This is a genomic window from Tumebacillus permanentifrigoris, from assembly GCF_003148565.1.
In the GTDB taxonomy this organism is placed as follows: domain Bacteria; phylum Bacillota; class Bacilli; order Tumebacillales; family Tumebacillaceae; genus Tumebacillus; species Tumebacillus permanentifrigoris.
Genome location: NZ_QGGL01000011.1, coordinates 51,274 through 74,072, shown reverse-complemented (window position 1 = coordinate 74,072; position 22,799 = coordinate 51,274). Strand labels below are relative to the sequence as shown.

The 22,799-nt window shown below is 53.4% G+C and carries 24 protein-coding genes and 1 riboswitch; of the genes, 9 read left to right on the top strand and 15 right to left on the bottom strand.

Annotated elements, in window-relative coordinates:
* Nucleotides 1-5 precede the first annotated feature (5 nt).
* The gene (locus C7459_RS13600; protein WP_170119458.1) at nt 6-797 is read right to left on the bottom strand and encodes a transporter substrate-binding domain-containing protein; all 792 of its coding nucleotides are present in this window, start codon (nt 795-797) and stop codon (nt 6-8) included.
* Nucleotides 798-1,089: 292 nt separating this feature from the next.
* On the opposite strand from C7459_RS13600, the gene C7459_RS13595 reads away from it, so the two are divergent.
* Nucleotides 1,090-2,214, top strand: a complete 1,125-nt coding sequence (locus tag C7459_RS13595) for a M20 family metallopeptidase (protein WP_245884549.1) — start codon at nt 1,090-1,092, stop codon at nt 2,212-2,214.
* Nucleotides 2,215-2,261: 47 nt separating this feature from the next.
* Here C7459_RS13595 and C7459_RS13590 read toward each other — a convergent pair whose 3' ends face one another.
* The 3 genes from C7459_RS13590 to C7459_RS13580 form a co-directional block, all read right to left on the bottom strand.
* On the bottom strand, nt 2,262-3,185 hold the full coding sequence (locus C7459_RS13590; RefSeq protein ID WP_109689842.1) for a DMT family transporter: 924 nt from the start codon (nt 3,183-3,185) through the stop codon (nt 2,262-2,264).
* Between the two features lie 127 nt (nt 3,186-3,312).
* On the bottom strand, nt 3,313-4,530 hold the full coding sequence (locus C7459_RS13585; RefSeq protein WP_109689841.1) for a M16 family metallopeptidase: 1,218 nt from the start codon (nt 4,528-4,530) through the stop codon (nt 3,313-3,315).
* Nucleotides 4,531-4,547: 17 nt separating this feature from the next.
* Nucleotides 4,548-4,907, bottom strand: coding sequence for an arsenate reductase family protein (locus C7459_RS13580; RefSeq protein WP_109689840.1), 360 nt, complete (start codon nt 4,905-4,907; stop codon nt 4,548-4,550).
* A gap of 177 nt (nt 4,908-5,084) precedes the next feature.
* On the opposite strand from C7459_RS13580, the gene C7459_RS13575 reads away from it, so the two are divergent.
* The 3 genes from C7459_RS13575 to C7459_RS13565 all read left to right on the top strand — a co-directional run bounded on the left by C7459_RS13575 (nt 5,085) and on the right by C7459_RS13565 (nt 7,106).
* Entirely contained in the window at nt 5,085-5,513 is a 429-nt protein-coding gene (locus C7459_RS13575) for a CoA-binding protein (RefSeq protein ID WP_109689839.1), read from the top strand.
* Entirely contained in the window at nt 5,513-6,094 is a 582-nt protein-coding gene (locus C7459_RS13570) for a DsbA family oxidoreductase (RefSeq protein ID WP_109689838.1), read from the top strand. Before C7459_RS13575 ends, C7459_RS13570 begins: the two co-directional genes overlap by 1 nt.
* A 133-nt stretch (nt 6,095-6,227) precedes the next feature.
* Complete coding sequence (locus C7459_RS13565) at nt 6,228-7,106, top strand: S1 domain-containing protein (protein ID WP_109689837.1); 879 nt, start codon at nt 6,228-6,230, stop codon at nt 7,104-7,106.
* Here C7459_RS13565 and C7459_RS13560 read toward each other — a convergent pair.
* Nucleotides 7,103-7,948: a GTP pyrophosphokinase gene (locus C7459_RS13560; protein ID WP_109689836.1), complete on the bottom strand. Its 846-nt coding sequence runs from the start codon at nt 7,946-7,948 to the stop codon at nt 7,103-7,105. The genes C7459_RS13565 and C7459_RS13560 overlap by 4 nt on opposite strands.
* A gap of 226 nt (nt 7,949-8,174) precedes the next feature.
* Between C7459_RS13560 and C7459_RS13555 the strand changes: the two genes are divergently transcribed.
* Both C7459_RS13555 and C7459_RS13550 read left to right on the top strand, forming a co-directional pair.
* Nucleotides 8,175-9,524, top strand: coding sequence for a lamin tail domain-containing protein (locus C7459_RS13555; RefSeq protein WP_109689835.1), 1,350 nt, complete (start codon nt 8,175-8,177; stop codon nt 9,522-9,524).
* A 200-nt stretch (nt 9,525-9,724) separates the two neighbouring features.
* Nucleotides 9,725-10,537: a DUF4350 domain-containing protein gene (locus tag C7459_RS13550; protein ID WP_109689834.1), complete on the top strand. Its 813-nt coding sequence runs from the start codon at nt 9,725-9,727 to the stop codon at nt 10,535-10,537.
* A 106-nt stretch (nt 10,538-10,643) separates the two neighbouring features.
* On the opposite strand, the gene C7459_RS13545 is transcribed toward C7459_RS13550, so the two are convergent.
* Entirely contained in the window at nt 10,644-11,747 is a 1,104-nt protein-coding gene (locus C7459_RS13545) for a M24 family metallopeptidase (protein WP_109689833.1), read from the bottom strand.
* Nucleotides 11,748-11,864: 117 nt separating this feature from the next.
* Here C7459_RS13545 and C7459_RS13540 point away from each other — a divergent pair, with 117 nt between their 5' ends.
* Complete coding sequence (locus C7459_RS13540; RefSeq protein WP_109689832.1) at nt 11,865-12,863, top strand: metallophosphoesterase family protein; 999 nt, start codon at nt 11,865-11,867, stop codon at nt 12,861-12,863.
* A 37-nt stretch (nt 12,864-12,900) separates the two neighbouring features.
* On the opposite strand, the gene C7459_RS13535 is transcribed toward C7459_RS13540, so the two are convergent.
* The 6 genes from C7459_RS13535 to C7459_RS13510 all read right to left on the bottom strand — a co-directional run bounded on the left by C7459_RS13535 (nt 12,901) and on the right by C7459_RS13510 (nt 19,318).
* A complete protein-coding gene (locus C7459_RS13535) occupies nt 12,901-13,860 on the bottom strand; it encodes a DMT family transporter (protein WP_245884542.1) in 960 nt (319 codons plus the stop codon).
* A 149-nt stretch (nt 13,861-14,009) separates the two neighbouring features.
* A riboswitch (FMN riboswitch) is annotated at nt 14,010-14,162 on the bottom strand.
* Between the two features lie 96 nt (nt 14,163-14,258).
* Nucleotides 14,259-15,359 (bottom strand): HBL/NHE enterotoxin family protein, encoded by a 1,101-nt coding sequence (locus C7459_RS13530; protein ID WP_170119457.1) that lies wholly within the window; start codon nt 15,357-15,359, stop codon nt 14,259-14,261.
* Complete coding sequence (locus tag C7459_RS22980; RefSeq protein ID WP_146201001.1) at nt 15,356-15,913, bottom strand: hypothetical protein; 558 nt, start codon at nt 15,911-15,913, stop codon at nt 15,356-15,358. Before C7459_RS22980 ends, C7459_RS13530 begins: the two co-directional genes overlap by 4 nt.
* Nucleotides 15,910-16,815, bottom strand: a complete 906-nt coding sequence (locus tag C7459_RS13520; protein ID WP_109689829.1) for a hypothetical protein — start codon at nt 16,813-16,815, stop codon at nt 15,910-15,912. Before C7459_RS13520 ends, C7459_RS22980 begins: the two co-directional genes overlap by 4 nt.
* Nucleotides 16,816-16,819: 4 nt before the next feature.
* Nucleotides 16,820-17,923, bottom strand: a complete 1,104-nt coding sequence (locus tag C7459_RS13515; RefSeq protein ID WP_109689828.1) for an HBL/NHE enterotoxin family protein — start codon at nt 17,921-17,923, stop codon at nt 16,820-16,822.
* A gap of 234 nt (nt 17,924-18,157) precedes the next feature.
* Entirely contained in the window at nt 18,158-19,318 is a 1,161-nt protein-coding gene (locus C7459_RS13510; protein ID WP_109689827.1) for a helix-turn-helix domain-containing protein, read from the bottom strand.
* Between the two features lie 173 nt (nt 19,319-19,491).
* On the opposite strand from C7459_RS13510, the gene C7459_RS24165 reads away from it, so the two are divergent.
* Complete coding sequence (locus C7459_RS24165; protein ID WP_109689826.1) at nt 19,492-19,764, top strand: helix-turn-helix domain-containing protein; 273 nt, start codon at nt 19,492-19,494, stop codon at nt 19,762-19,764.
* Nucleotides 19,722-20,822: a tetratricopeptide repeat protein gene (locus C7459_RS13500; RefSeq protein WP_109689825.1), complete on the top strand. Its 1,101-nt coding sequence runs from the start codon at nt 19,722-19,724 to the stop codon at nt 20,820-20,822. The genes C7459_RS24165 and C7459_RS13500 overlap by 43 nt, the downstream gene beginning before the upstream one ends.
* 279 nt (nt 20,823-21,101) lie before the next feature.
* Here the strand turns inward: C7459_RS13500 and C7459_RS13495 are convergent, their stop codons facing one another.
* From C7459_RS13495 to C7459_RS23365, 3 genes are all read right to left on the bottom strand, one after another.
* The gene (locus C7459_RS13495) at nt 21,102-22,061 is read right to left on the bottom strand and encodes an MBL fold metallo-hydrolase (protein WP_170119456.1); all 960 of its coding nucleotides are present in this window, start codon (nt 22,059-22,061) and stop codon (nt 21,102-21,104) included.
* Between the two features lie 109 nt (nt 22,062-22,170).
* Nucleotides 22,171-22,515: a DUF4064 domain-containing protein gene (locus tag C7459_RS13490; protein ID WP_109689916.1), complete on the bottom strand. Its 345-nt coding sequence runs from the start codon at nt 22,513-22,515 to the stop codon at nt 22,171-22,173.
* 71 nt (nt 22,516-22,586) lie between these two features.
* On the bottom strand, nt 22,587-22,736 hold the full coding sequence (locus tag C7459_RS23365; RefSeq protein ID WP_170119455.1) for a hypothetical protein: 150 nt from the start codon (nt 22,734-22,736) through the stop codon (nt 22,587-22,589).
* Nucleotides 22,737-22,799: the final 63 nt, after the last annotated feature.

Here is a 22,799-nt window from a genome sequence, read left to right as displayed (position 1 = left end):
CGTTTCTAGTTGGTGGTTTCGAACCACTTTTTGATCAGGCTGTCGAGTTCGCCACTGTCTTTGAGCTTTTGGAGTTCCTTGTTGAAATCGCCGACGAGGGTGGAGCCTTTCGGGAAGGCAATCGCGGAACCTGCCGATTCGGTTTGCGGGATCGTGTTGAATTCGAGGTCTTTGTTCGACGCGATGTACCCCTTCGCGACGGTGTCCTCGATGATCGCTGCGTCGAGGCGACCTGCCTTGATCTCTTGGATCAGGTCGCCAATTTTGTTCAGGGAGGTGATGTTGACACCTTCCATTTTCTTTGCGGCCCCTTCTTGGATCGAACCGAGCTGGACACCTACTTTTTTGGCTTTGATGTCCGCTTCGGTTTTCAGGTTGGCGCCTTTTTTCGCGATGATCGTATTTTTCGCTTCATAATACATATCGGAGAAGTCGGCGTTTTGCAAGCGCTCCGGCTTCGGGGTCATGCCTGCCATCACGAAGTCAGATTGCTTCGCTTGCAGAGCCGGGAGCAGACCGTTGAAATCGACGTCCTTGATCTGGAGTTCGTAGCCGAGGTTTTTGGAGATCGCCTTGGCGATGTCTACGTCAAATCCGACGATCTGGTCGGAGCCACCATCCGTTTTGTGCGACTCGTAGGGCGGGTAGTCGGCCGAAGTCATCATGACGAGTTTTTTCGCGGACGCGTTGCTGCTCGACGCGGTGGCATCGGATGAGGTGGAGCCACAGCCCACTGTCATCGCCAATGCGGCGGTCATGGAGATCAAGGTCAGCGTTTTCAGGTGTTTGTTGTTCATCGTGTAGTTCCCCCTATGTGTGTGTATCTATGGAAGACTCTGTTGGTCTCGATTCATAAACCGTTGAATGGATATGGATATTTATACGACACCTCGCATAATGAGCGCAATTTGCTGAAGTTCCTTATCGTTCGGTTTAATCGTCTCAATCTCGATTATCCGCTTAATTTCTTGGTTTTTCGGGGAGCTGTGCCTGCTGTTGCACACAGAAATTTCAGTCAATTCGTGCATAGCCTTGACCTGTCTGGAGAAACTTGGCATAGTGTGGGGAAAAGGGGGCTTGCAAGTGGTGATGAACTGGACGACGTATTTCCAAGAACGCTTGGATGACGTGTTGGAAGAACTGAAAACCTATGTGGAATTGGAATCACCGACGCATGACAAAGCGGCGGTCGATTCCCTCGGGGCCTTGATCCAAGAGCGTTTCACAGCATTGGGTTGTACGCTGACGGTGCATGAGCAACAGACGATGGGCAACCAATTGCGCTTGGAGGTTGGCGAGGGCGAGGAGCAGATTCTCGTGCTCGGGCACTTCGATACGGTGAAAAACGTCGGCACCCTCGCCACCGAACCGTGGCGTATCGCGGACGGTCGAGCGTATGGACCCGGCACGTATGACATGAAGGCTGGGATTGTGTTCTCCTACTTCGCGTTGCAGGCCATTCTGGAGAACCACTTGCCGTTGAACAAAAAGCTGGTGTTTTTCTGGAACACAGATGAGGAGATCGGTTCCGTTTCCTCCAGAGAACTCATTCAAGCCGAAGCGCGAAAAAGCGCTTTGGCGCTCGTCATCGAACCGTCATTTGGCGAGGGGTTGTTGAAGACCTCGCGCAAGGGCGGTGGCGAATTCACGCTCCGCGCCTATGGCCAGGCCGCACACGCCGGCAATGACCACCAAAAGGGTGTCAACGCGATTGCCGAGCTCGCACATCACATCCTCGAAATCCAATCTTGGACGAACTATGCGCTCGGCACCACGCTGTCGGTCGGGACGATCCGCGGCGGCACCACCTCGAACGTCGTGCCGGAGTATGCAGAAGTCCACATCGATGTCCGCGTGCAGATCGCGTCAGAGGCGGATGTGATCACGTCAAAAATGCACGCGTTGCAGCCGGTGTTGGAGGGGGCTCGCCTCGTGGTAGAGGGGGGCATCGACAAGCATCCGATGGAGCGCACGGCGGGCACAGAACGCCTCTTCCGCGTGGCACAGGAGCAGGCGGAATTGGAAGGCTTCACGCTCGGTGAGATCGGCGTGGGCGGCACGTCTGACGGCAACATCGCGGCCTCGGCCGGCTGTGTCGTACTCGACGGGCTGGGTCCGATGGGCGATGGTGCCCATGCCTCGCACGAGCATGTGGTGATCGATGCGATCCCGCGCAACATCGCGTTGTTGGTGCGCTTGTTCACAGCCCTGTAAGTGAAAAAAAGCCTTTGCCCACGTGGGCAAAGGCTTTTTTCTGCGCATCAGACGCTCTGGTTGAGGAGTTGGCGCTCGGCTTTCGACTTCGACGTCCCGAGCAGGATCGCCACGAAGACGGTCGAGAATCCGAAGATGTGAATCCACGTGATCGATTCGCCGAGCAAGAGCACGGAGAAGATCAGACTGAGCATCGGCATGCCGTTGATGTACATCGCCGTGCGCCCAGCCCCGATGATGCGGATGCCAGAGTTCCACCACACGGAGCCATATCCGGTCGCGAAAAACGCCGAGAACAGCAACACGCCCCAGACGAACCAGTCGGAGGACAGCGTAAACGGGGCGTCAGACACCAGTTGTTGCCCAGTGGCTGCGATGACCAAGAGGAGCGTCGCGATGATGTGGCTGTACGCGGTGACGACCATGACCGGCACAGTCTGGGTCGCTTTTTTTATGAACATGCCGCTGATCACATACGTCAGCATCGCCACGACGATCAACCACTCCCCCACTCCGAAGTGCAAGCCTGCCGACTGCTCCCACGAGTTCCCGAACACGACGAGGAACACGCCGCAGAACCCGAGCAAGACACCACCGACCTTGCGCACCGTCAAGGGCTCGCGAAACAGGAAGTACGCCAAAACCATCGTCACCAGCGGATTCAGACCGAGGATCAGCGATGCGGTCGACGCCTCTGTGGTCTTGACCCCTGCCGACAGCGTGATCTGATGCAGGAAGATCCCCGACACGGCGATGCCCGTGATCGTGCCCCACTCGCGCCAGGAGATTTTTACGAAGCCGTACTGTTTCCAGACCAGAGCGGTCAGCAAGACTGCCGCCGCGCCGATCCGCCACGCGCCGAGCATCGTCGGGTTGAAATACGCCGACAGGTACTTGACCATCACCACGTTCAAACCCCAGAGAATTACGACAAACAGCAGCAACAGCCTGGCTTTTCTCTCTTCGTTCATCTCCACACTCCTAATTTTCGAAAATCGAAATAAGTGCCTATCAACCTGATTATACACCGTTGACAATCACACAGAACAGCAGGAAAAAAAAGCCCCTGTCGCGTGGACAGGGGCTTTTGGGGCGGAATTACTTTGGCTGATGTGGGCCGACGGTGACACGGGTCATCAACTTGTCGTCGAACACTTCATTGACGAGTTGCAACGCCTGCTCGACCGTGACCGCTTCCAGATCGTTGATGTCCTTCTCATACGGACGATACTCGCCCCAGAGCACTTCATCGTCGATCAACTTCTGGACTTTGGTGCCCAGTTGGTCGCTGCTCATCAGGAGCGAGGAGCGCAACATCGCCTTCGAGCGCACCAGTTCGTCTGGGGAGATCTCCCGCTTGAACTTGTCGATCTCATTGACGATCTCCGCCAGCACGCGGTCGGTCTCTGCCGGTTGACACCCCGCATAGATCATGTACGAGCCGACATGCGGCCAGCCCGAGTAGCCGCCATCCACGCTGTAGACGAGGCCGAGTTCATTGCGCAAGCGCTGGAACAGTCGCGACCACGAGTCGCCGCCGAAAATCGTCATCGCTGTATCGAACGCGGGGATGTCCGGGCGCAGGATCGCCGGGGCCCGGAAGCCGACAAAGACTTGCTCCTGCTCCGAATCCTCCTCCTCATGCCGCACCTTGACTTGAGACAGCGGTGGCAATCGCAATTCGGCACACGTGCGCGGGTTGTCGCCAAAATGCTTGGCGAGCACTTCCACAACCGCTTCGTGCTCCACGTTGCCAACCAGCCCGACGATCAAGTTGTCTGGCGTGTAGTGCGCTTGTGAAAATTCCAACACTTGACGACGCGTCAGACTGGCAATCGACTCTGGCGACCCGATGGTCGGATGTGCAAAGTTGCCGAGCAACGAGTGAAAGGCGAGGTCTTCGCCCCACGCGGACGGGTCATCGCGGTACATCTTCCACTCTTCTTGGATCACGTCTTTCTCCTTGTCAAACTCTTCGGCGGGCACATGGAAATTGGCGAGCAACTCGGTGAACACATCCAGCCCTTGCAGAATCGTCTCCGCTGGACCGTCGATCTCAAACGTCGTCGACTCAAAACCTGTCGAGGCGTTGGTCGAGCAGCCCAGCCGCGCAATCTCGTTGCCGAACTCCACTTGGTCCATCTGCGGCGTGCCTTTGAACACCATGTGTTCCAACACGTGCGCCACACCCCACAGTCGGAATGGCTCATGCCCTGAGCCGATGCCGAAGCGCAAGTGCGCAACCGCCCCACGCAGGTAGGGCGTTTTTTCCGTTACAATCGTTAACCCGTTAGGCAATACCGTTTTTCGAATCATCCTCTGCACACACGCTCCTACCCGAGAACCTTCTGGAACTCGTCTTCCTTGAAACCAACCGTCGCCTTGTCACCGCGCACGAGGATCGGGCGTTTGATCAACATGCCGTCTGTGGCGAGCAAATCCAATTGCTCCTCGACGCTCATGTCTTTCAACTTGTCCTTGAGCCCGAGTTCCTTGTATGTATTGCCGCTGGTGTTGAAGAACTTTTTGATTTCAAGTCCGCTCTTGGCCAGATAGTCTCGCAATTGTTCCTTCGTCGGGGGGTTCTCGACGATCTGAATATCGGTGTATTGCACATCGTTCGCCTCTAGATATTTCTTGGCATTGCGGCAGGTGCCGCACTTCGGATACTGGTAAAAAAGAATCTCAGACATCTCGTGCTATCCTCCTCATGTATATGAACTTAGGTTGGGTTCAATGTACCATGTTTGTCCATCTCTTGCCAATTCACTTGCGCGGGAGTTTCTCCTGTTGATTTGTAGCATAGCCGACAGATTGTTCCCGGCAATCTAGGGTATGCTGGTAAAAAAACAGAGCAGGAGATGTTCGCCATGTACACAGCACCAAGCAACGAGCAAGTCAAGCAATGGTTGCAAGAAACCAAGACGATCGCAGTCGTCGGTCTGTCTGACAAACCAGACCGCACCTCCTACCAGATCGCGGAAACGATGCAACAGCGCGGCTTCCGCATCATCCCGGTCAATCCGATGCTCAAGGGCGAAGTGCTGGGTGAAAAAGCGTATGCTACGCTCGAAGAGATCCCGGAACCCGTCGATCTTGTCAACGTGTTTCGCCGTTCTGAGGAATTGTATAGCGTTGTCGAATCAACGATCAAGTCGGGCGCGAAACGCGTCTGGGCCCAACAAGGCGTCGAAGATGAAAAAGCCGCACAACTGGCGCAGGAAAACGGCGTGGAGATCGTCATGGACCTCTGCATCGCCGTTGCCCACAGCGTGCTGCTGGCAGGAGGTAAGCATTGATGAGCAAACTTCATTTCCATTTTGATTACGCGTGCCCGTGGTGCTACGTGGGTGCGCATACCGTGCGTGAACTGGCCAAGGAAGGCGTGGAGATTCTCTACCACGTCTGGAAGATGCCGCCAGGTGCAAACCCACCGGCAAAACCGGAAGGCTACCGCGAAGCAGCAGGCATTCGCCTCAAGCAACTCCGCGAGGAGCAAGGCATCCGTGTCTCCTCCCCGGTCCAAGGCGAGACCGTCCCGGCGTTGGTGGCAACCAAAGTTGCCGAACAGTTCGGTCGTGCAGCCGACTATGTCGAAATTGTGTACCGTGCCCATTGGGCGGAGAAACAGGACATTGCCGATCGTGACGTCCTCGTCGCACTCGCAGAATCAATCGGTCTGAACGGAGCTGAGTTCCGTCAGGCGTTGGAGAGCGATGCCGGTCGCGCCGCCTATGAGCGTGATCTGCAACAAGCGATCGACGAAAACCTCGACACGATCCCCGACTACATCAACGGCGCAGACCCATCGAAACGCCTCCTGATCCATCATTTCGATGACATGCCGACGCTCGAACAACTGCGCGAATTGGCGCGATAAAACAAGGCAGCCGCTAGGCTGTCCTTTTTTTGAGTCGGCTTGACAATGGTGACACCGACTGTTAACTTAAATGGATAGATAGTCTGTTTTCGCTATTACATAATTTGTCATTCAAAAGGAGTCACGCCTCTCTATGGATACGACATTGCGCTATGTTCAACAGTTTGGTCGGTCGAAGAAAGATAATTTGAAACCTAGTCTGACGAATAAATATCATGTCGGACAATCTATTGAAGTATTCCCGTTTCGGATGATGGATTTTGGATGTTTCGCATCCACGGCAGACGGCTTGAGCGGTTTGTTGCACAACAGTGAGATGGCGATCAATCTACAAGGCAAATTGCCTGAGCTGATCGATCGCGAAGCTTCGATTCAAGTACGGATTACCAAGTACGACCGTCGTAGCGGCGAAGTCGCCTTTACGATGGAAGGCAAGGAGAAGGACCGTGAGAAAGACAAGGAAGCAGCCTCTCCGACCCCAACCGTAGCAGATGCCATCGCGCTTCCGGAACTGATCGCTCCGACGCCTGCAACCGCTAACACACCGGCGACGGTCAGCACGCCAGTTCCGACTTTTGCCCAGACCGGAGCGTCTGTTCAACCTGCCGTTCCTGTACAGGCCAGCCCGTCTGGACAGACCGTTTCCCCGGCCCCTGTCGTTTCGACATCTGCTCCCGCTACCTCTGTTGCTTCGGTTTCCTCCGCCAACACAACGTCCGATCTTGCCCCGCACCAATTTACGACTTCCCAACCGGTGCCGACAGAGCCAACTCGCGATTCTTTGTCTGTACGCCTCGACCAAGAACTGGCCGACATTCAGAAGTTCCTAGAAGGTGTCACCCAGAAACAGATGTCGGAGAAAGCACAGCGACTGCTGCGTGATCTGCTCGAACAGAACAGCACGTTCCGCCTCACCTATGCGATGCAAACCGTTGTTGACGACTTTGACCCAGATCTGAACTTCCTGCTCATCTCCTTAATCGAAAAAGCAATGAAAAACCCGACTCCTTAGGAGACGGGTTTTTTTAACAACCGCGAATTCAACATCTCGTCGATCATCTGCAACTTCGGATTGTACGCAAAGTCGTGGTCGCGGCCAAAGTAGGTCTGGTAGAGTTCAGCCGCACGGTTGAAGTCTTTTTTGACATACAGGGAGAAGATCTCCTCCAGTTTGTCCTCGTTGGCGACGGTGTCCTCCAAGCGCATCTCCTGCGACGTGCGGATTTCCCGGCGGAACTGCGCCATCTGCAAATCCAACTCGTAGGCCGTATCCGCCGCCCGGCGCAACTGTTCCTTCATCTCGACCGGCAGTTTCTCGTCATACTTGTAGCGCAACTCATGCTCGTTGGTCGCCCAGAAGTTCATCGACATCGTGCGCAATTGGATCTCGCACAGCACTTCTTTTTTCTGAGAGCCGTGATAGGTGGGGTAGCGCACGACGAGGTGTACGCTGCGATAACCCGATTCCTTGGGGGTTTCAATGTAGTCGGTGATCTCTACGACTTGAAAATCCTCACGTTCACAGAGAATCTGCTGCACCTCGCGGATGTCCTCCAAGTAGCGGGTGACAACGCGCAATCCTGCGATGTCGTACACGTGCTGCTCGATGTCCTCGATCCAGTTGCCATTGCCGACTTGTACGCCCTTTTTCTCCGCTTTTTTCAACAGCGACTCGACCGTTTTGACCCGACCCACCACAAATTCGATCGGTGAGTAGCAGTCCTGTTCGAGGCAGCCGTATTTGATACCCTTTAATTTGACCTTCAGTTCATCGATCGTCTGCTGATACGGCGCACGAAACTTCGATAACCGTTCCAAATCGCCTCTGCTGGGTTTGTAGGTGGTGATGCTCATTTCTCCTTCTCCTTACCTATGCCGTGCAAGTAGATGCCACCTATACAATACCATTTTCACCCGCCAATTTCCTCCTTCGATCCCTGCTAAAAAAACGAGGTAGCCGTTGTTACTCTGGGATTAAATTACAACAAAACCTCAACAAATAATTGATGAAATCTTTCAAGTTATCACTTATAATGTAGGTGAAGAGACTTGGACAATCATATAGGGGGAACTCCTAAACATGAAAAAACACACGGTTATCGGATTGACGAGCTTGGCTATGGTCGGCGCACTTGCTGCACCGGCAGTTTTGAATGTGCAACCGGCTTCTGCAGCGATCGCTGCGGGTTCTGTCGTCATCAACGAAATTATGTACAACTACGCTTCGGGTACGACGCAGGAATGGGTAGAACTCTACAACACCACCGGCGCAAGCATCGACCTCTCCGGCTACAAAGTCACCGATAACAATGTAGGAGCCTCTTCGCTGACGGAAGGCGTGTATACGATTCCGGCAGGCACTACGATTCCGGCTGGCGGCTATCTGACCATCGGCAACTCCGTCTCCAGCGCACAATTGAAATGGTCTGCCAACCTCGCGCTGTCCAACTCCGGTGACGGCTTCGCGCTGTTCAGTGATGCCGATGGCAACAACCTCGCATCGTCTGCTGAAGTGATCGACTCCGTCGAGTTCACCTCCGCATGGGGTGGCAACGGCACCGGCCCATCGCTGGAACGCAAAGACCCGGCAGGCACTTCGAGCTCCTCGACGAACTGGGCTTCGTCCACGACGTCTGGCGGTACCCTCGGCGCGAAAAACACCGTGTACATCAACGGTGGCGGCGGTGGTGGTGGCGGTACGGTCACTGGTTCGAAAATTCTCTGGGACCAAGGTCATGGCCAAACGGCTGGCAACGCAGACTGGACGATCGGCGGCGCGAACTCCTCGTTCGCAGACGCGCTGCGTGTGAAGGGCTACACGGTAGCTTCGACCACTTCGGCGATCTCCGCAACCGTGCTCTCCGGCTACAAAGTACTCGTGCTGCCGGAGCCGAACATCAACTACACCGCTACAGAGAAAACCGCCATCAACACCTTCATCCAAAACGGCGGCGGCGTGTACTTCATCGCTGACCACATCGTTTCGGACCGCAACAACGATGGCTGGGACTCCGTGCAAATCTTTGACGGCTCGCAAACGGTTGCCAACCCGACCACCGGCTCTTGGGTCGGCGCAACGTTTGGCTTCTACTTCAACCGCAACAACTTGGTCCAAGAACCGGTCACCGACATCCGCGCCAACTCCGTCACCAGCGGCGTAACTGCGGTCGGCGTGTGGAACGGTTCGACCATCCACGTCACCGGCTCCAACTCGTCGGTCGTCTCTGACATCTTCATCTCGGGTCAAGCAGATCCGTTCCACGTCCACGGTTCCTACGGTTCTGGCCGCTTCGCAGCCCTCGGCGACTCCTCGCTGTACGATGATGGCACCGGCGCAGCTGGCAAGAACCTGTACGATGGCTGGAATGACTACTCCGACAAAGTCCTCGCGGTCAACACGGTTCAATGGCTCGCAGGCACCATCAACTAATCTCGATCTTGGCAGAAAAGAGAACCTGACCGCTTAGCGGCAGGTTCTTTTTTGTTATTTATTTATGATAATGAAACTTTATTCTATACACGAAACCTTTACAAATTTGTCTAGTCATTTGGTGCCGTTTCTATTATAATTTGGAATGGAACTGATAGTTGCTCTTACATACTTGAAACGGTCTAGGAGGTTTTTTGAACATGAACAAAAAATCATTGCTCACCCTCGCTGTCGTCGCTACCCTCGCAGCGCTCGGTCTGGCTACCCCGGATGCTGCATCTGCATCTCCGGTCGGCAAAAAAGTTCTGTTTGACCAAGGTCACGGCGAAACCGCTGGGAACGCGGATTGGACGATCACCGGTGGCTTCTCCAACTTTGCCACCGCGCTCAAAGGCAAAGGCTACACCGTCACCTCCACCACTTCGGTAGTTACTTCCACCGTTCTGTCCGGCGTGTCGGTCTACGTCATCCCGGAGCCCAATATCAACTTCACCGCCAGCGAAAAATCCGCGATCAACACCTTCGTGGCCAATGGCGGCGCGGTGTACTTCATCGCCGACCACATCGTTTCCGACCGCAACAACGACGGTTGGGACTCCGTGCAAATTTTTGACGGATCGCAAACGGTTGCCAACCCGAGCACGGGCTCCTGGGTAGGTGCTACCTACGGCTTCTACTTCAACCGCAACAACGTATCGCAAGAGCCGATCACCGATGTTCGCGCGAACACGCTGACCAGCGGCGTTACCTCCGTCGGCGCATGGAACGGTTCGACGATCCACAAAACCGGCTCCAACACCTCGATCGTTTCCGATATCTTCCTGACCAGTCAAGCAGATCCGTTCCACATCCACGGCAACTACGGCTCCGGCCGTTTCGCGGCCCTTGGCGATTCCTCGCTGTACGATGATGGCACGGGTGCAGCTGGTGACAGCCTGTACGACGGTTGGTCTGACTACAGCGACGCAGCGCTTGCAGTCAACACCGTGCTGTGGCTGTCGGGCGACCGCTAAGCAATGGCTTATTGAAAGGAAAAGAACTTGCCCCACTGCGGGCAAGTTCTTTTTTATCGAGCATCGAGCTAAGCCCCGAATCTGGGGCATTTGAGGAATTTTGTTGTTACTCAACACCAAGGATCTGCAGTTCCTTCGGATACTTGGTCAGCACTTCGACACCCGTCTCGGTGACCAACACATCGTCCTCGATGCGGACGCCGCCGAGACCGGACACGTACACGCCCGGCTCGATGGTGAAGACCATCCCCGGCACGAGTTTTTGTTCGTTGTTGCCGTGCATGGACGGGAATTCGTGTACCTCGATGCCCAGTCCATGACCGACGCGGTGCGTAAAGTACTCCCCATAGCCGAAGCCTTCGATGGTTTGGCGTGCTGCTGCATCGACGACTTTGGCAGGCAGGCCCGGTTTGGTCGCCATGATGCCTGCGAGATTGCCCGCGAGCACCGCTTCGTAGATGATCACTTGTTCATCAGACGGCTCACCGACGACGAATGTCCGCGTGATGTCGGAGCAGTAGCCTTCATAGACAGCCCCCAAGTCGAGCAACACGAAGTCCCCTTCTTGGATCGTGCGATTGCCTGGGACGCCGTGCGGCAGGGCGCTTTTCTCGCCAGCCAGCACGATGGTCGGGAACGATGTGCCCGAAGCGCCCTGCGCTTTCATCGAGGACTCGATCACCGAGACGATCTCCGCTTCGGTTTTGCCCACAGCAATCGCTCGTACGGCCGCTTCCACAGCGCGGTCGGCGATCTCGGCCGCTTTTTTCATGATCGCGACTTCTGCTTCGTCCTTGCGCATCCGCATATCTTGCAGCAATTCCTCTGCCGCCACAGCCGGAGCTGTGCCGAACACGGTTTGCAATTGTTCGAATCGCGCTACCGTCAATTGTTGCTTTTCGATAGCCAAGGCACCAAATGGACCGTTGCCGACGACAGCGCGGACGATGTCCATCGGGTCTTCGGTGTCCGACACGGTGACGATGTGCGGGAAGCCAGCTTTCTGTGCCGCCTCCTGCTCCAAGGACGGCACGAACAAGGTCGCCTCGCCCGTTGCTTGCAAACACAACCCCATGAAACGTTCCATCGGGTGGCAATCAAACCCCGTCAGATACTTCACATTCGGCGGCGACGTGACCAGTACAACTTCCACGTTCCGCTGCTTCATCCAGTCCCGAATTCGGGAGAGACGCACGTCATAGATCGACATCCTCTGTAGGCCTCCAATTTTTCCTGATCTAGATACTGATTTCCATATGCGACGTACATTTCCTGCTCGCGGGGCACACTAGGACGACTCAACCAGACGGAGGAGGAATCGCACGAGATGAACCGATCCATCCAGATCACGTTCGCTGTCGTCGTCGCCCTGCTGCTCTGCTGCGTCTTGACCCCCGCCCAATCCTTCTATGCTTCCCCCAGTCGGGCAGAACGTGTGGAAAAGCCTCTCGCATCGTTTGGAGTGCTCTCCGACGTCCATGTGGTGTCCGATTGGCAACCTGCCCATCTCAACGGCGCGCTGAAATTCGCCAACGCCCTGCGCGATCTCCGCACGTACCATCCCGACTTCATCGTCGTCAACGGAGACCTGACCACCAACGGATCTCCAGAGGACTTGTCACTCGCTCGCGAGATCGCCAACGACCACGCGGGGTGTCCCTTGTACCCGACGATGGGCAACCATGATTATTATCACTCCTGGGACAACCCCTCGTGGAGCGATGCCCGCGCCCAAGCGCAATTCCTGCGTACATTCAGCCTGCCCAATCTCTACTATGACAAGTGGGTGCATGGCGCACACTTGATTTTTCTCTCCTCTGAACAATACTTCCGACAGCAAAAAGAACGCGGCGAAGCAGCGTGGCTATCCAACCAACAGCTCCACTGGTTTGCAAACACGCTGCGCTCTGCACCTGCCGCTCCGACATTTGTGTTTCTCCACCAACCGCTCGACGGCACCGTCGGCAAGTCCGACCCCGATGTGAGCGCCGTGCAGTCGGTGGAGTTGCTGGATCTGGCAAGCCACTACCCGCACATCGTGTGGTTCTCAGGACACTCGCACATCGATGCAGAAGCCCCGAGCGAGGCGGTCGTCAAGCGAGGCGTACACTTCTACGGTCTAGGCTCGGTGTACGAACCGATTGAGTTGACCGCAGACCCCACCCCCGGCTCGGAAAAGCGCGGCGAGGGACTCTATCTGCACCCGCATCCGGAGCGTAGCGAATCGCGCTTCGTCGAGCTCTACCCAGATCGCATCGTGATCAAGACCCGGCTCCATCATCTCGCCACGTGGAGCGATCAGGTGGAGACGATTCCGTTGCGTTAAAAGAGAACCCGACCACAACGGTCGGGTTCTCTTTTCATCAGTTGCGCTCTTGCAACCTTGCAATCCGGTACACCACGAACCAGATCACCGCGAATCCGATGAACTGTCCGAGCGTAAAGCCTTGCTTCAGGAAAATCCAGTTCAGCGTCAACCCGGCCGCTGGGAAGGCCAACTCCGCGAGCGTCGCGTAGGAAGCCGGCGTGGTCGACAAGCCACGGTAGTACAGCAACAGGCTGAGCAAGCCGGGCAGGAGTGCCTGCAGTAGAATCAACAGGAACGGTACGAGCAACACCGATTGGCTCCACATGCTCTCCCCCTGCGGAGTTTGGGTGCCGTTGAGCGCCACCAACACCGCCATGAACGGGAGCGCAAATAGAAAGCGTGCTGCCGTCACCGATTCAAAACTCATCTTGTTCAACACCAAACGACCCATGACGGTCGAGCCGCCCCACAAAACCGCCGCTCCGATCGCAAACAGCGAAGCGAGCATTTCATTCGAACCTTGGTTCCCATACGGCATCGCAAAGCCAAATGTCAGCAGGTACGTTCCCGCCAACGCCACCAACACCCAGCCACCAAATCCGCGCTGCAAGCGCTCGCCGAGCACCAGACGAGCCAGCAGGAAGACAAAGACCGGTTGTAGCTTTTGCAACAACAGGACGACGCTGGCATTGCCCATCCCAAAGGCCGCTGTGAACAACACCGTCGCCAAACCTGAACCGCCCCACGAGATGAACAAGATCGCACCCCACTGCTTGGCGGTGAGTCCGCGCAGTTGCCGACGATTGATCCACATGACGGGAACTGCGTACAACGCCAGCAACAGGTGTTCGAGCAACACGATCTGTGTCGCCGAGAAGGTCGCCAACAGCGGTTGGCGCAGGACGGAGTCCGTCCCCCACAGCGCCGCGCCCAGCGCGATCAACCACACGCCGTTCCAACTCGTCATGATGTTCCACCCGGTGGTGCGGGGCATGCTTACACTTGCCTTACTCAATTCAAAAACCTCCCGATGAGCATTTTCGAATTGTAACAAACCCTTCGTCCAAAAAAGCCCCGTTCGCGCAACAACGCGAACGGGGCTTTCATGGATAGCAAAATAAGCCTCCGAACCGCGCGTTTTTGCGCGCGGCTAGGAGAGACTCGTTTTACCTTCTTCCATCCGGACTGTACCGTCGGCCTTGGAATTTCACCAAATCAGTCCTCGCCTGAACCAAACAAGCGAGGAGTCGCGGGCTCAGACCCACTCGGGGGGTCATCACCGCCGGTCGGGAATTGCACCCTGCCCCGAAGGTATTTATTCAATTCAAAATTCATCGTATCGCGATCGGCTTTCCCTGTCAATAGGATTCAGCTACAGAAAGGCCGACGTACCTGCCCTGCAGTCATCGTGCATCACTTAATGTTGTTGATGTTCGGGTTGTATTTGTAGTCGATGTCGGCCAGTTGACCCGCGAAAGTATCAAGTTGGTTCCAGTCATTTTGAACAAGTGCCAGCTCGGAGATCGCGCCGTTGATGTCCTGCGTTGCCAAGTCTGCCTCCAGAACCTCGATCTCTCTGCGCAATTCCTTCAGGCCGACAGCAAATCCGTTCCAGAGCGAAGTGATGTTGTTGAGCGCTTGTTGTGCCTGCTGATTCGCCGTACACACTTGTTGCAACATCTCCGTGTTGGCGGACAGCGCGATCACATCGCAGGAGATGGTATTCAAATTTGCGGTGTCTTTGCTGATTTGACTCTGATCCGCTTGAATCTGCTGTTTCAAAGCGATGATCGCCCCGATCGAGCCCGTCAGCCCCGTGACGCCCACACCGATAAGCGTCGCGCCTGCACCGGCGGTTTCTACCGTGACGACGATCCCGACTAAACAGATGAAGATCGAAATCCCGGCTCCAACCTCTGAAGCCGTCAACTTGGTGGAGCACGCTTGGATGTCCGCCGTCAGCGTTTCGATCTCGCGTTTCAAGCGGGACATCTCCGCTTCATCGACGTCGATCTGGTGCAGACAAGCATCCAAACCTTGTTTCAGAATTCCATAGTCGTTGCGCGTATTCACGTTGAAGGTCTCAATCGATTGCGTCAGTTGCGTACACAGTGCCGACTCCGATACGATGCGGTCGTGAATATTATCCAATTGATTGAGAATTTCCTGCTTGGCAGCGGTATCTTGCGGGTTCGCCTGCAACTGCTTGAGCAGTTCAGAGATGTGCGTAAGTTTCGACTGGACCAACTTGTTCATGTCACTCACATTCTGTGGAACAACCAGCAATTGCGGCACGATCGAAGAGTTCCATTGCAGAGCGTGCCCTTTTGCAATGCCAAACTTCTGCACGAACGAACTAAACCACACGGGCGGGTCCTGAAGCGCGGTCACAGATGCGTTGGTAAACCCATATACGTAGGCCGAGACGAGCGTACAGGCGTTGATGTAATCGACGAGAACTTGCTGGCTAACCTCCGTAGAGGGTGCCAATTTACGAACTTGATGTGCGATCATGGATGAAGGCTCCTTTGAAGAGAATTCTGCCAGACCTTCCATTCGCGTTGCCTGATTTGGATGAGGTCGGACAGTTCCTTACGCGCCTGGCGGACACTGTCCGCCATGTCGGCAAATTCATTCCACCCGGCCTTCGCACCTTGCTCCATAACACGAGCGTCCTGCTCCAGGTGCGCATGCAAGTCGCACAACGCGTCCAGCAAGGCTTGATGAATCTCAACGAGCGACATGACGAGGGTTTGCATCTGTGCCCGCAGAAGATTCTGTTGTTTGCGAGCCAACTCATCGGTTGGGTATGCCTGCAACCGCGCGGAACACAACTGATCTTCATCGAGAAGTGGCCGCAGGCGCTTCTGCACATCGGCTAGGCAATCTGGCCACATCTCCACTTGCCACACCAACGAATGCCTCCACCGCAGAGCGTGTGCCTTCGCCTGTGCAAACTCCTCCAAGAAGTGCCCGTAACCAGACGGCGAATCGAGCAAAACCGGCACCGATGTTTCGAGCACTTTTTCCGTATAGGCAAACAGTTTGGATGCCATGGCCCTGATCACGAGTACGAGATTCCTGCTAAATCCCTCGACATACTCAAGAGATTGCCCCACTCCACCTTGGCCATGTTCAACTCGGCCGACGCGAAATTGAAAGCTGTTGGGAGGACCTCGATGGTCACGTTTAGTTGCTCTTGCAAGTTCCCCAACAGATCCATGAAGTCCCCCCATTGCTGCCTGATGGCACCAAAGTTTGAAACGACCTGCTGATTCTGTAGTTGCATACCCTTGATCGATGCGTTCATCCCCTGCAGGACGATCACATCGCTTTGCAACGAATTCAACAATTGCAGATCAGATTGAATTTTTTCGCGGCATTCCCTAACTTTGGCCCATGCTTCCGGAGTGGGGATATGTGACAGGGCGTCAATCTCTGCCTGGAGATGGCCGATTTCCTCATGCAGGTACTCGATATGCCGGTAATTCTCAACCATCTGGTCGTTCGACAGCTTCACGCCATCGAGCAACACAGGATGATCCACTTGAGCGGTCATCCCGCTGTATTGGTCGAGATCGTTCACCAGAGTCCTACAATCATTCATCAACGTCGTGACCACATTCAAGATCGACCGCAGTTGTGAGATCGCATCGTCGATGGCATCCCGATCGTTCGGATTTCTCGACAAATCCTTACAGTCATCATCCAACGTGTCAAAATGCGACTTCACAAGCGTGCTCGAATTGATCACGTGCTGCGGAACCGAGATGAACTGCGGAACGATCTGATTGGACCACTTGAGCGGATCGGTGGCCACCTTATCGAACACGGCCACATAGGAATCGAACCAAGATGGCTTATCTTGGAAGGCAGGTCGCGCATAGTCGACAACTAGATTTTCATAGACAGCTACGACGTGACAGGCGTTGGCATAGGTGAACAGATCTACACGCTCATGGATCGCCATTCGCTTAACCGAGCTGATGAACGTTCGGATCGAAATTGTAATCGACGTTCACCAATAACGCAGCGAATTTTTCAATATCATTCCAATCCGCTTGCGCTTGTTTGATTTCATCCGTCGCTTGGTTGATGTTGGTGGCGACGTCCGACTCTGCATGGTGGAGGATATCGATCAAATTCTTCGTCCCCTCACACAGGTCTTTCCATACATTGCTGACGATGACGAGCGCTTGGCGTGCATCTTGGTTCGCTTGAACCAGATTCTTCAACGACAGAGTCTCCACATTCAGAACCAAGAGGTCTTTGTTGTAGTCGTTCATTTTCGACGTGTCTTCGCCAATTTTTTTCTGATCTGCATGAATTTGTGCGTTCGCCAAGACGATCCCCGCAATCGATCCGCCAATTCCTACCACGCCTGCAGCCGTGAGAATAAATCCTGCTCCCCCCGTTGCCACACCGACCACGATGCCCACAGCCGCAATGAAGATCGATACGCCGAGACCGACTTCCGCAGCGGTCAAGTATTGGTTTAACTTATTGATTTCATCGTTCAGCGCAGAGATTTCATCGGTCAGACGTTTGACTTCAGCTTGGTCCGTTTCGGTTGCGTTGTTCAGTTTGTCAAGGCCATCGCTCAAAATCTTGTAATCCGATTCAAGGGTTGAACTGTAGGAGTCAAAATTTCCAATCAACGACACGGTGCTGTCGTACTCTCCCTGCGCACGGGTGAGGATGCTTTCCAAGTTCGATTTGATGTCCTCGAGGTCATCCTTGTCGTTCGGATGTTTGGCGAGGTCAGCCAGATCGCTCAGGATGTTATTGAACTTCGCCTGCACAATCCGGTTCGAGTCCACGATCGCCTGTGGAATGGCGATCATGTTCGGAATAATCGAATTGCTCCATTCCATCGCATTTCCTTTGGCATGCCCGAACTGCTGCACGAAGTCACTGTACCCAGCGGGAGGAATGCTCAACGGGGAGAGGTTGGACTTCGTAAAGGCGAACGAATACGCAGAGACTTTGTTGCAAGCGTTTACGTAATCGACGAGATTTTCTTTTGCCAAATCTTTATTTTTGGGTGCGAGCTTGGAGAACTGCGTCATGATTGTCATGAAATCAACCCTTTCATTTTCTATGAGTTATTCATTTTACAATGAATTTACTTAGATAGTAACTTTCAATATTGAATAAGTCAATAAAAATGTTTTATGTTTGTTTAGTGAACTCATCGCCATCTTCTAAATCCAATCAAAAATCGGAATCGAGCGACTACTTGGTGGACCGTTTTGGGTCTGTGCCAAACACAAAAAGAGCAACCTTGTCATGGCTGCTCTCCTATTGCTTATCTACTTATCGTCGATCCCATGCGATTCCCCCTCCTTTCTGCTCGCTTCCAATTCCTTAGCACGTTCCCAATCGCCATTTTGGAAGGCAGCCCATGCCCAGATACGGAACAATTCCATTCGGTCTTGATGCGGGGTAGGTAATAACTGATTCGCTTGTTCACAGACCTGTAAGGTCGATTCATATTGGTCCAGTTGCTCGTACAGTTGCGCCAGTCTCAAATAGGCAAACCCGACCTCAGACGGATTCTCCTCTTGCATGACCGGAATAGAACTCCAAACCGCTTCGACTTCCTTTTCCGATGGATTCTCTTGCCATTGAAAAGTGGCGTACTCGGAGCGGACATGCTCCCCAAGAGCCAGTACAACCAAACCCTCACGAATGCCGGTAGCACGTTCCGCATAACTACCCGCCTTCCAATGATCGCCCGTACTCTGATAGGCCTCACTCATATGCATGTACTGATCCGCGATTGAGTTTAGGTCTGTGGTTTTGTCGTTGAGCCTTGCAGCACGTTGGAAGCAGGAAATAGCCTCATCATCTTGGTTCAAGGCTTGATAGCAAATCCCAAGCTTCACCATGAGCGGAATCAGCAACAAACGATTCCTCACATTTGATTTCTCAACCGCATCAACAGCCCGTTTCCAATGGCGGAGGGCAAATGCGTAGCGTTGCAGTTCAAATTCAATTTCTCCGAGAAGTTTGAGAGCACCCGCCAGTTGATACTTGTCCTTCGTCAGTGCCGCCTCTTCCAAGACTTCATGCAAAAGTGAGTAGGCGAGGTCGAATGCCTGCTCATGGAGGTAGCATTCAGCCAAGTCGATTTTGACCTCCGCTGTAGGAGTTCTCGCATCCGGCTCCAACAAAATTTCTTCAAGGACCTCCGCAGCCGTGCGGTAAAGTCGGCTGGCGATAAACCCCCGCGCCATTTTGTACTTGCTGGAGACTTTCATATTGAGATTGGCATCTGCCATCAAAAACTCCAACGAGACGTCAAGCCGATCCGCGATCCCGACCAAGACGTCATGGGACGGACGTGCTCGTCCACTCTCCACCTGACTGATCATGCTAGGTGTACAAATCCCTTCGGAAAGTTCCTGTTGCTTCATTCCTTTTTTCATGCGAAGTTCTTTGATGCGTTGGCCTAAAATGTTTACGTTCAACAGACTCACCTCACATCGTTTTATGAGATGAGTCTATATTTCATCTATCACATGGATCAATTCTTGATACTAAGTCTAGTTACAGATGAAACAATCAAGTTAACCCTATCTGTTGTTAACTTAACACTACTAGTGTATGATATATTCTGACTGTTTTGAAATGAGGTGAGCAAATGAGTACTCCTTTACATAAAAATCAAGAAACCCTTGGAGCGCGAGTCAAGCGGCTTCGAATCGAGCGTGAATTGTCCCAAGAAAAAGTAGCTGATTTCTGTGGAGTAACAAACGGATGGATTAGCAAACTTGAAAAGGACAAATTCTCCCCACGCCCGAACTTATCACGAAACTGGCCGCTTCGTTTAAAATTCCTGTGCATGAGCTTCTTCAAGAAGAGGACAAGCGAATGGAGCTGGTTAGCCGGATCAAGCTCATTGAGGTGCTACTAGAGGTAAATCAGCCGGACGAAGCGGAGATTTTCATCATGGAGTTAGAGACTCATTCTGAACTCACCGGAAAGGATACTATGACACTTTGTGTGCATCTTGCCGAGTGCCGGTATCAGCAAAGAAGATATAACGAATCACTTGAACTGTTACAGCCATTAATCGATAAGCTAGAAACTGACAACTACCACGATGCTGAACTTCTCGCGAAAATTCGAAATATTATCGGAAAAGTCTACCATCAGACACAAGACTACAACAATGCTTATTACAACTATCGAAAGGCGTTCGACTACACGTTGCGATTTACTACCCAAAACATGCTGACCGCCCATATTTCGTTTAATGTTGCCACCACATTATTACGTAGAGGAAATCCTGAGGATGCGCGCAGCTATCTTCAATTCGCCCACGATTACTATAAAGATAGTAACCGTCTAGTTGATCTAGCCCACACGATTTACCATCAAGGAATTTCCTATAAGAATTCACAGGAGTTTCACAAAGCAGCAGAATGTTTCGAAAAGGCGAAAAATATCTTAGAGGCACAAAATGAACTAAAACAGGCCATCATCGTGTCACAAGCAAATGCCTCTGAGGTCATTACTTACGAAAATCCCGAACTTGCAATAAAACAGCTCAAAAATTGTTTGGATGCGTATCGTTCACTTCACGATATTCCCCGACTTGTTCATACTCACTCCAAAATTGCAAAAATCTATTTGAATCAAATGCAAATTGAGCAGGCGTATCATGACCTCATGGAAGCCGAACAAATTATCCAGAGCCATTCTCTAATCGAAAGTGGTGAGGTGGCAGAATACTACAAAATTCGTTCATCATTCGAATACCGTGGCAAAAACCACAATGAAGCAATACATTTCGCAAACATGTCTTACGAATTTTTTGGTAAAATAGGGGCGTTAAAAGATCAAATCGAAGTCATTGAGATTCTTGTTGATGTGTATGAACACCAAGGAGACTTCCAAAGTGCTTTATCTTGGGAGAAAAAGCGTAGTGAGCTTTATTCGATCCTCTTTGAAGGGAAAGGGATACTATGAGAAAAGTCTTATTCGCGGTTGTAACTTTAGGGATTATTGCTTTATGGTGTGTATACGAAACTCCAACAAAATCTATTGCATATGATGATCTAATTGGCCCCAAAGGAATAACTGTACTAAAATAGCTAGCTTCTCTTGCACCCTTGGTGGGGGAATTAGCCCTTGATCCAAACACAAAAAGAACCAACGCTCATTGTCATGATCGCAGTTGGTTCTTTTTGTTGTGTTGTTCGTTTCTCCGAACTTGTCTGTCTGTATGCACAGTGTCGCGGGTCGAGCTTACTCCTCGACCGCGAAGTATCGCCACAGCCCGTTGTCATCCTCGACGCGCAACTTGCCCTCTGCAACCAGCCAGTCCAGATGGCCGACCGTCTCCGAGATGATCAGCGTGAGTTGTTCCAAGTGGCGCGGGAACATCGCCAGCGTGATCTCAACGCCGGTCGTCTTGCCCGAGCGCACCGTCTCCAGCACATTGGCTTGGCGACGCTCCATGTCGGCCAGACGCTTGGTGATCAAGTCCCGATGCCCCGTGATCTCCTCGCCATGTCCGGCATATCCGATCTCCCAGTCCAGCGTCTGCACTTTACGCAACGCCTCGCGATAGATCATCAGCATCCGTGGACGCTCGTCCCCTGCACGATGCGGCGGTTCGATAAAGGCGTTGGAGGAGATTTTTTTGATCACATGATCCCCGAGCAACATCCGCTTGCCAACTGCGTCGTACAGCGACAGGTGATCCAGCGCATGTCCGGGCGTATAGACCACCTGCCACTCCTCGTGCCCAGGCAAGCGGTCGCCCTCTCTCAACGCAACATCGACATGCGCCACCCCGACGTATTCTAAGTAGTCATAGATCTGCCCGATCGCTTGTTGCTTCTGCGCTTCCGTCAAACCCAGCCCTCGATACAGCCCTTGATAAAACTCACTGCGTGCCGCTTCAAACGCCGGTTCCCGCGCAATCAACGGTTCCGTAAACGGATGCGCGTAGACTTTCGCCCCGCTCTGCTCGACCAAGTTTTCCAACAGTCCGACATGGTCGCAATGGTAGTGCGTCAACAGAATTTGATCCAAGTCCTCCACCCGCACGCCGACCGCTCGCAGGCCGGCTTCCAACGCCTCCTGCGCCTCGACGGTCTTGGGCCCCGTATCCACCAACGTCAGACAGTCCTTGCCTTTCAGCAGATACACATTGACCGGGCCGACGGGAAACGGTGTGGGGATCGAAATCTTGTGCAACATCGCGCTCACACTCCTCTTGCTCACATTTATACCGAACAGTCGGTAGATATTTCGATTATAAAAAAAAGTCCCCCTCATGAAAAGGGGAACTTTTTTCAACAAGCTCTACTTACACAGCTGCACCGCTTTTGTCCTTGCGCGCGAAGCCCATGATCCCAGCGATCAACAGCAGAAGTGCTGGCACCGTGTAGAAGAACGAGATGCAGATGAAACCGACCACAGCGGAGATGATCATGAAGAGACTGCCCAGCCCCGTTTTCTTTCTGACGATCGAGGCTCCCACGATGCCGAGCACCGAGAACAAGATCGCAACCCACGACGCCGCGCTGACCGTACCGCTGCCATCCACTTGCATCGCCTCCGCAACACCGCCCAGCAAGACGCCAGAGAACCCACACAAAATCCCTACGATTCCACCGATAAGTCCGATGACAAACTCTGCCGTTCGCTTCACACCGATCACCCCTTCATCAGTATCCAAGGCCATCCTATGTGTGAGAAAACGCTGTCATGCTACTCGAGTGGCTATCGCGAACCGGGGCTGGTGTTGTCCGAGATGTCTCGGAGCTGGAACGCGCCAAAGATCGAACGCATGATGCCCTTGTTAAATCCGATCCCAAACAAAATCATCAAAAACACGGTGATCACTATGTAAATGAAAAATCCGTTGCGCATCTACAAACACCTCCGTACCCCGTAGCTTCCCCTGACGCACGAACTGGCATTCCTGCGATTGCC

What these genes read in the sequence shown, in the direction of transcription:
- C7459_RS13530 (WP_170119457.1), bottom strand. Translation starts at nt 15,359, where the DNA reads ATGATCGCACATCAAGTTCGTAAATTGGCACCCTCTACGGAGGTTAGC.
- C7459_RS13545 (WP_109689833.1), bottom strand. Translation starts at nt 11,747, where the DNA reads ATGTCGATCTATGACGTGCGTCTCTCCCGAATTCGGGACTGGATGAAG.
- C7459_RS13590 (WP_109689842.1), bottom strand. Translation starts at nt 3,185, where the DNA reads ATGAACGAAGAGAGAAAAGCCAGGCTGTTGCTGCTGTTTGTCGTAATT.
- C7459_RS13575 (WP_109689839.1), top strand. Translation starts at nt 5,085, where the DNA reads ATGTACACAGCACCAAGCAACGAGCAAGTCAAGCAATGGTTGCAAGAA.
- C7459_RS13570 (WP_109689838.1), top strand. Translation starts at nt 5,513, where the DNA reads ATGAGCAAACTTCATTTCCATTTTGATTACGCGTGCCCGTGGTGCTAC.
- C7459_RS13585 (WP_109689841.1), bottom strand. Translation starts at nt 4,530, where the DNA reads ATGATTCGAAAAACGGTATTGCCTAACGGGTTAACGATTGTAACGGAA.
- C7459_RS13500 (WP_109689825.1), top strand. Translation starts at nt 19,722, where the DNA reads ATGGAGCTGGTTAGCCGGATCAAGCTCATTGAGGTGCTACTAGAGGTA.
- C7459_RS13515 (WP_109689828.1), bottom strand. Translation starts at nt 17,923, where the DNA reads ATGACAATCATGACGCAGTTCTCCAAGCTCGCACCCAAAAATAAAGAT.
- C7459_RS13595 (WP_245884549.1), top strand. Translation starts at nt 1,090, where the DNA reads ATGAACTGGACGACGTATTTCCAAGAACGCTTGGATGACGTGTTGGAA.
- C7459_RS13550 (WP_109689834.1), top strand. Translation starts at nt 9,725, where the DNA reads ATGAACAAAAAATCATTGCTCACCCTCGCTGTCGTCGCTACCCTCGCA.
- C7459_RS23365 (WP_170119455.1), bottom strand. Translation starts at nt 22,736, where the DNA reads ATGCGCAACGGATTTTTCATTTACATAGTGATCACCGTGTTTTTGATG.
- C7459_RS13495 (WP_170119456.1), bottom strand. Translation starts at nt 22,061, where the DNA reads ATGTTGCACAAGATTTCGATCCCCACACCGTTTCCCGTCGGCCCGGTC.
- C7459_RS13520 (WP_109689829.1), bottom strand. Translation starts at nt 16,815, where the DNA reads ATGGCGATCCATGAGCGTGTAGATCTGTTCACCTATGCCAACGCCTGT.
- C7459_RS24165 (WP_109689826.1), top strand. Translation starts at nt 19,492, where the DNA reads ATGAGTACTCCTTTACATAAAAATCAAGAAACCCTTGGAGCGCGAGTC.
- C7459_RS13600 (WP_170119458.1), bottom strand. Translation starts at nt 797, where the DNA reads ATGAACAACAAACACCTGAAAACGCTGACCTTGATCTCCATGACCGCC.
- C7459_RS13555 (WP_109689835.1), top strand. Translation starts at nt 8,175, where the DNA reads ATGAAAAAACACACGGTTATCGGATTGACGAGCTTGGCTATGGTCGGC.
- C7459_RS13560 (WP_109689836.1), bottom strand. Translation starts at nt 7,948, where the DNA reads ATGAGCATCACCACCTACAAACCCAGCAGAGGCGATTTGGAACGGTTA.
- C7459_RS13580 (WP_109689840.1), bottom strand. Translation starts at nt 4,907, where the DNA reads ATGTCTGAGATTCTTTTTTACCAGTATCCGAAGTGCGGCACCTGCCGC.
- C7459_RS13565 (WP_109689837.1), top strand. Translation starts at nt 6,228, where the DNA reads ATGGATACGACATTGCGCTATGTTCAACAGTTTGGTCGGTCGAAGAAA.
- C7459_RS13540 (WP_109689832.1), top strand. Translation starts at nt 11,865, where the DNA reads ATGAACCGATCCATCCAGATCACGTTCGCTGTCGTCGTCGCCCTGCTG.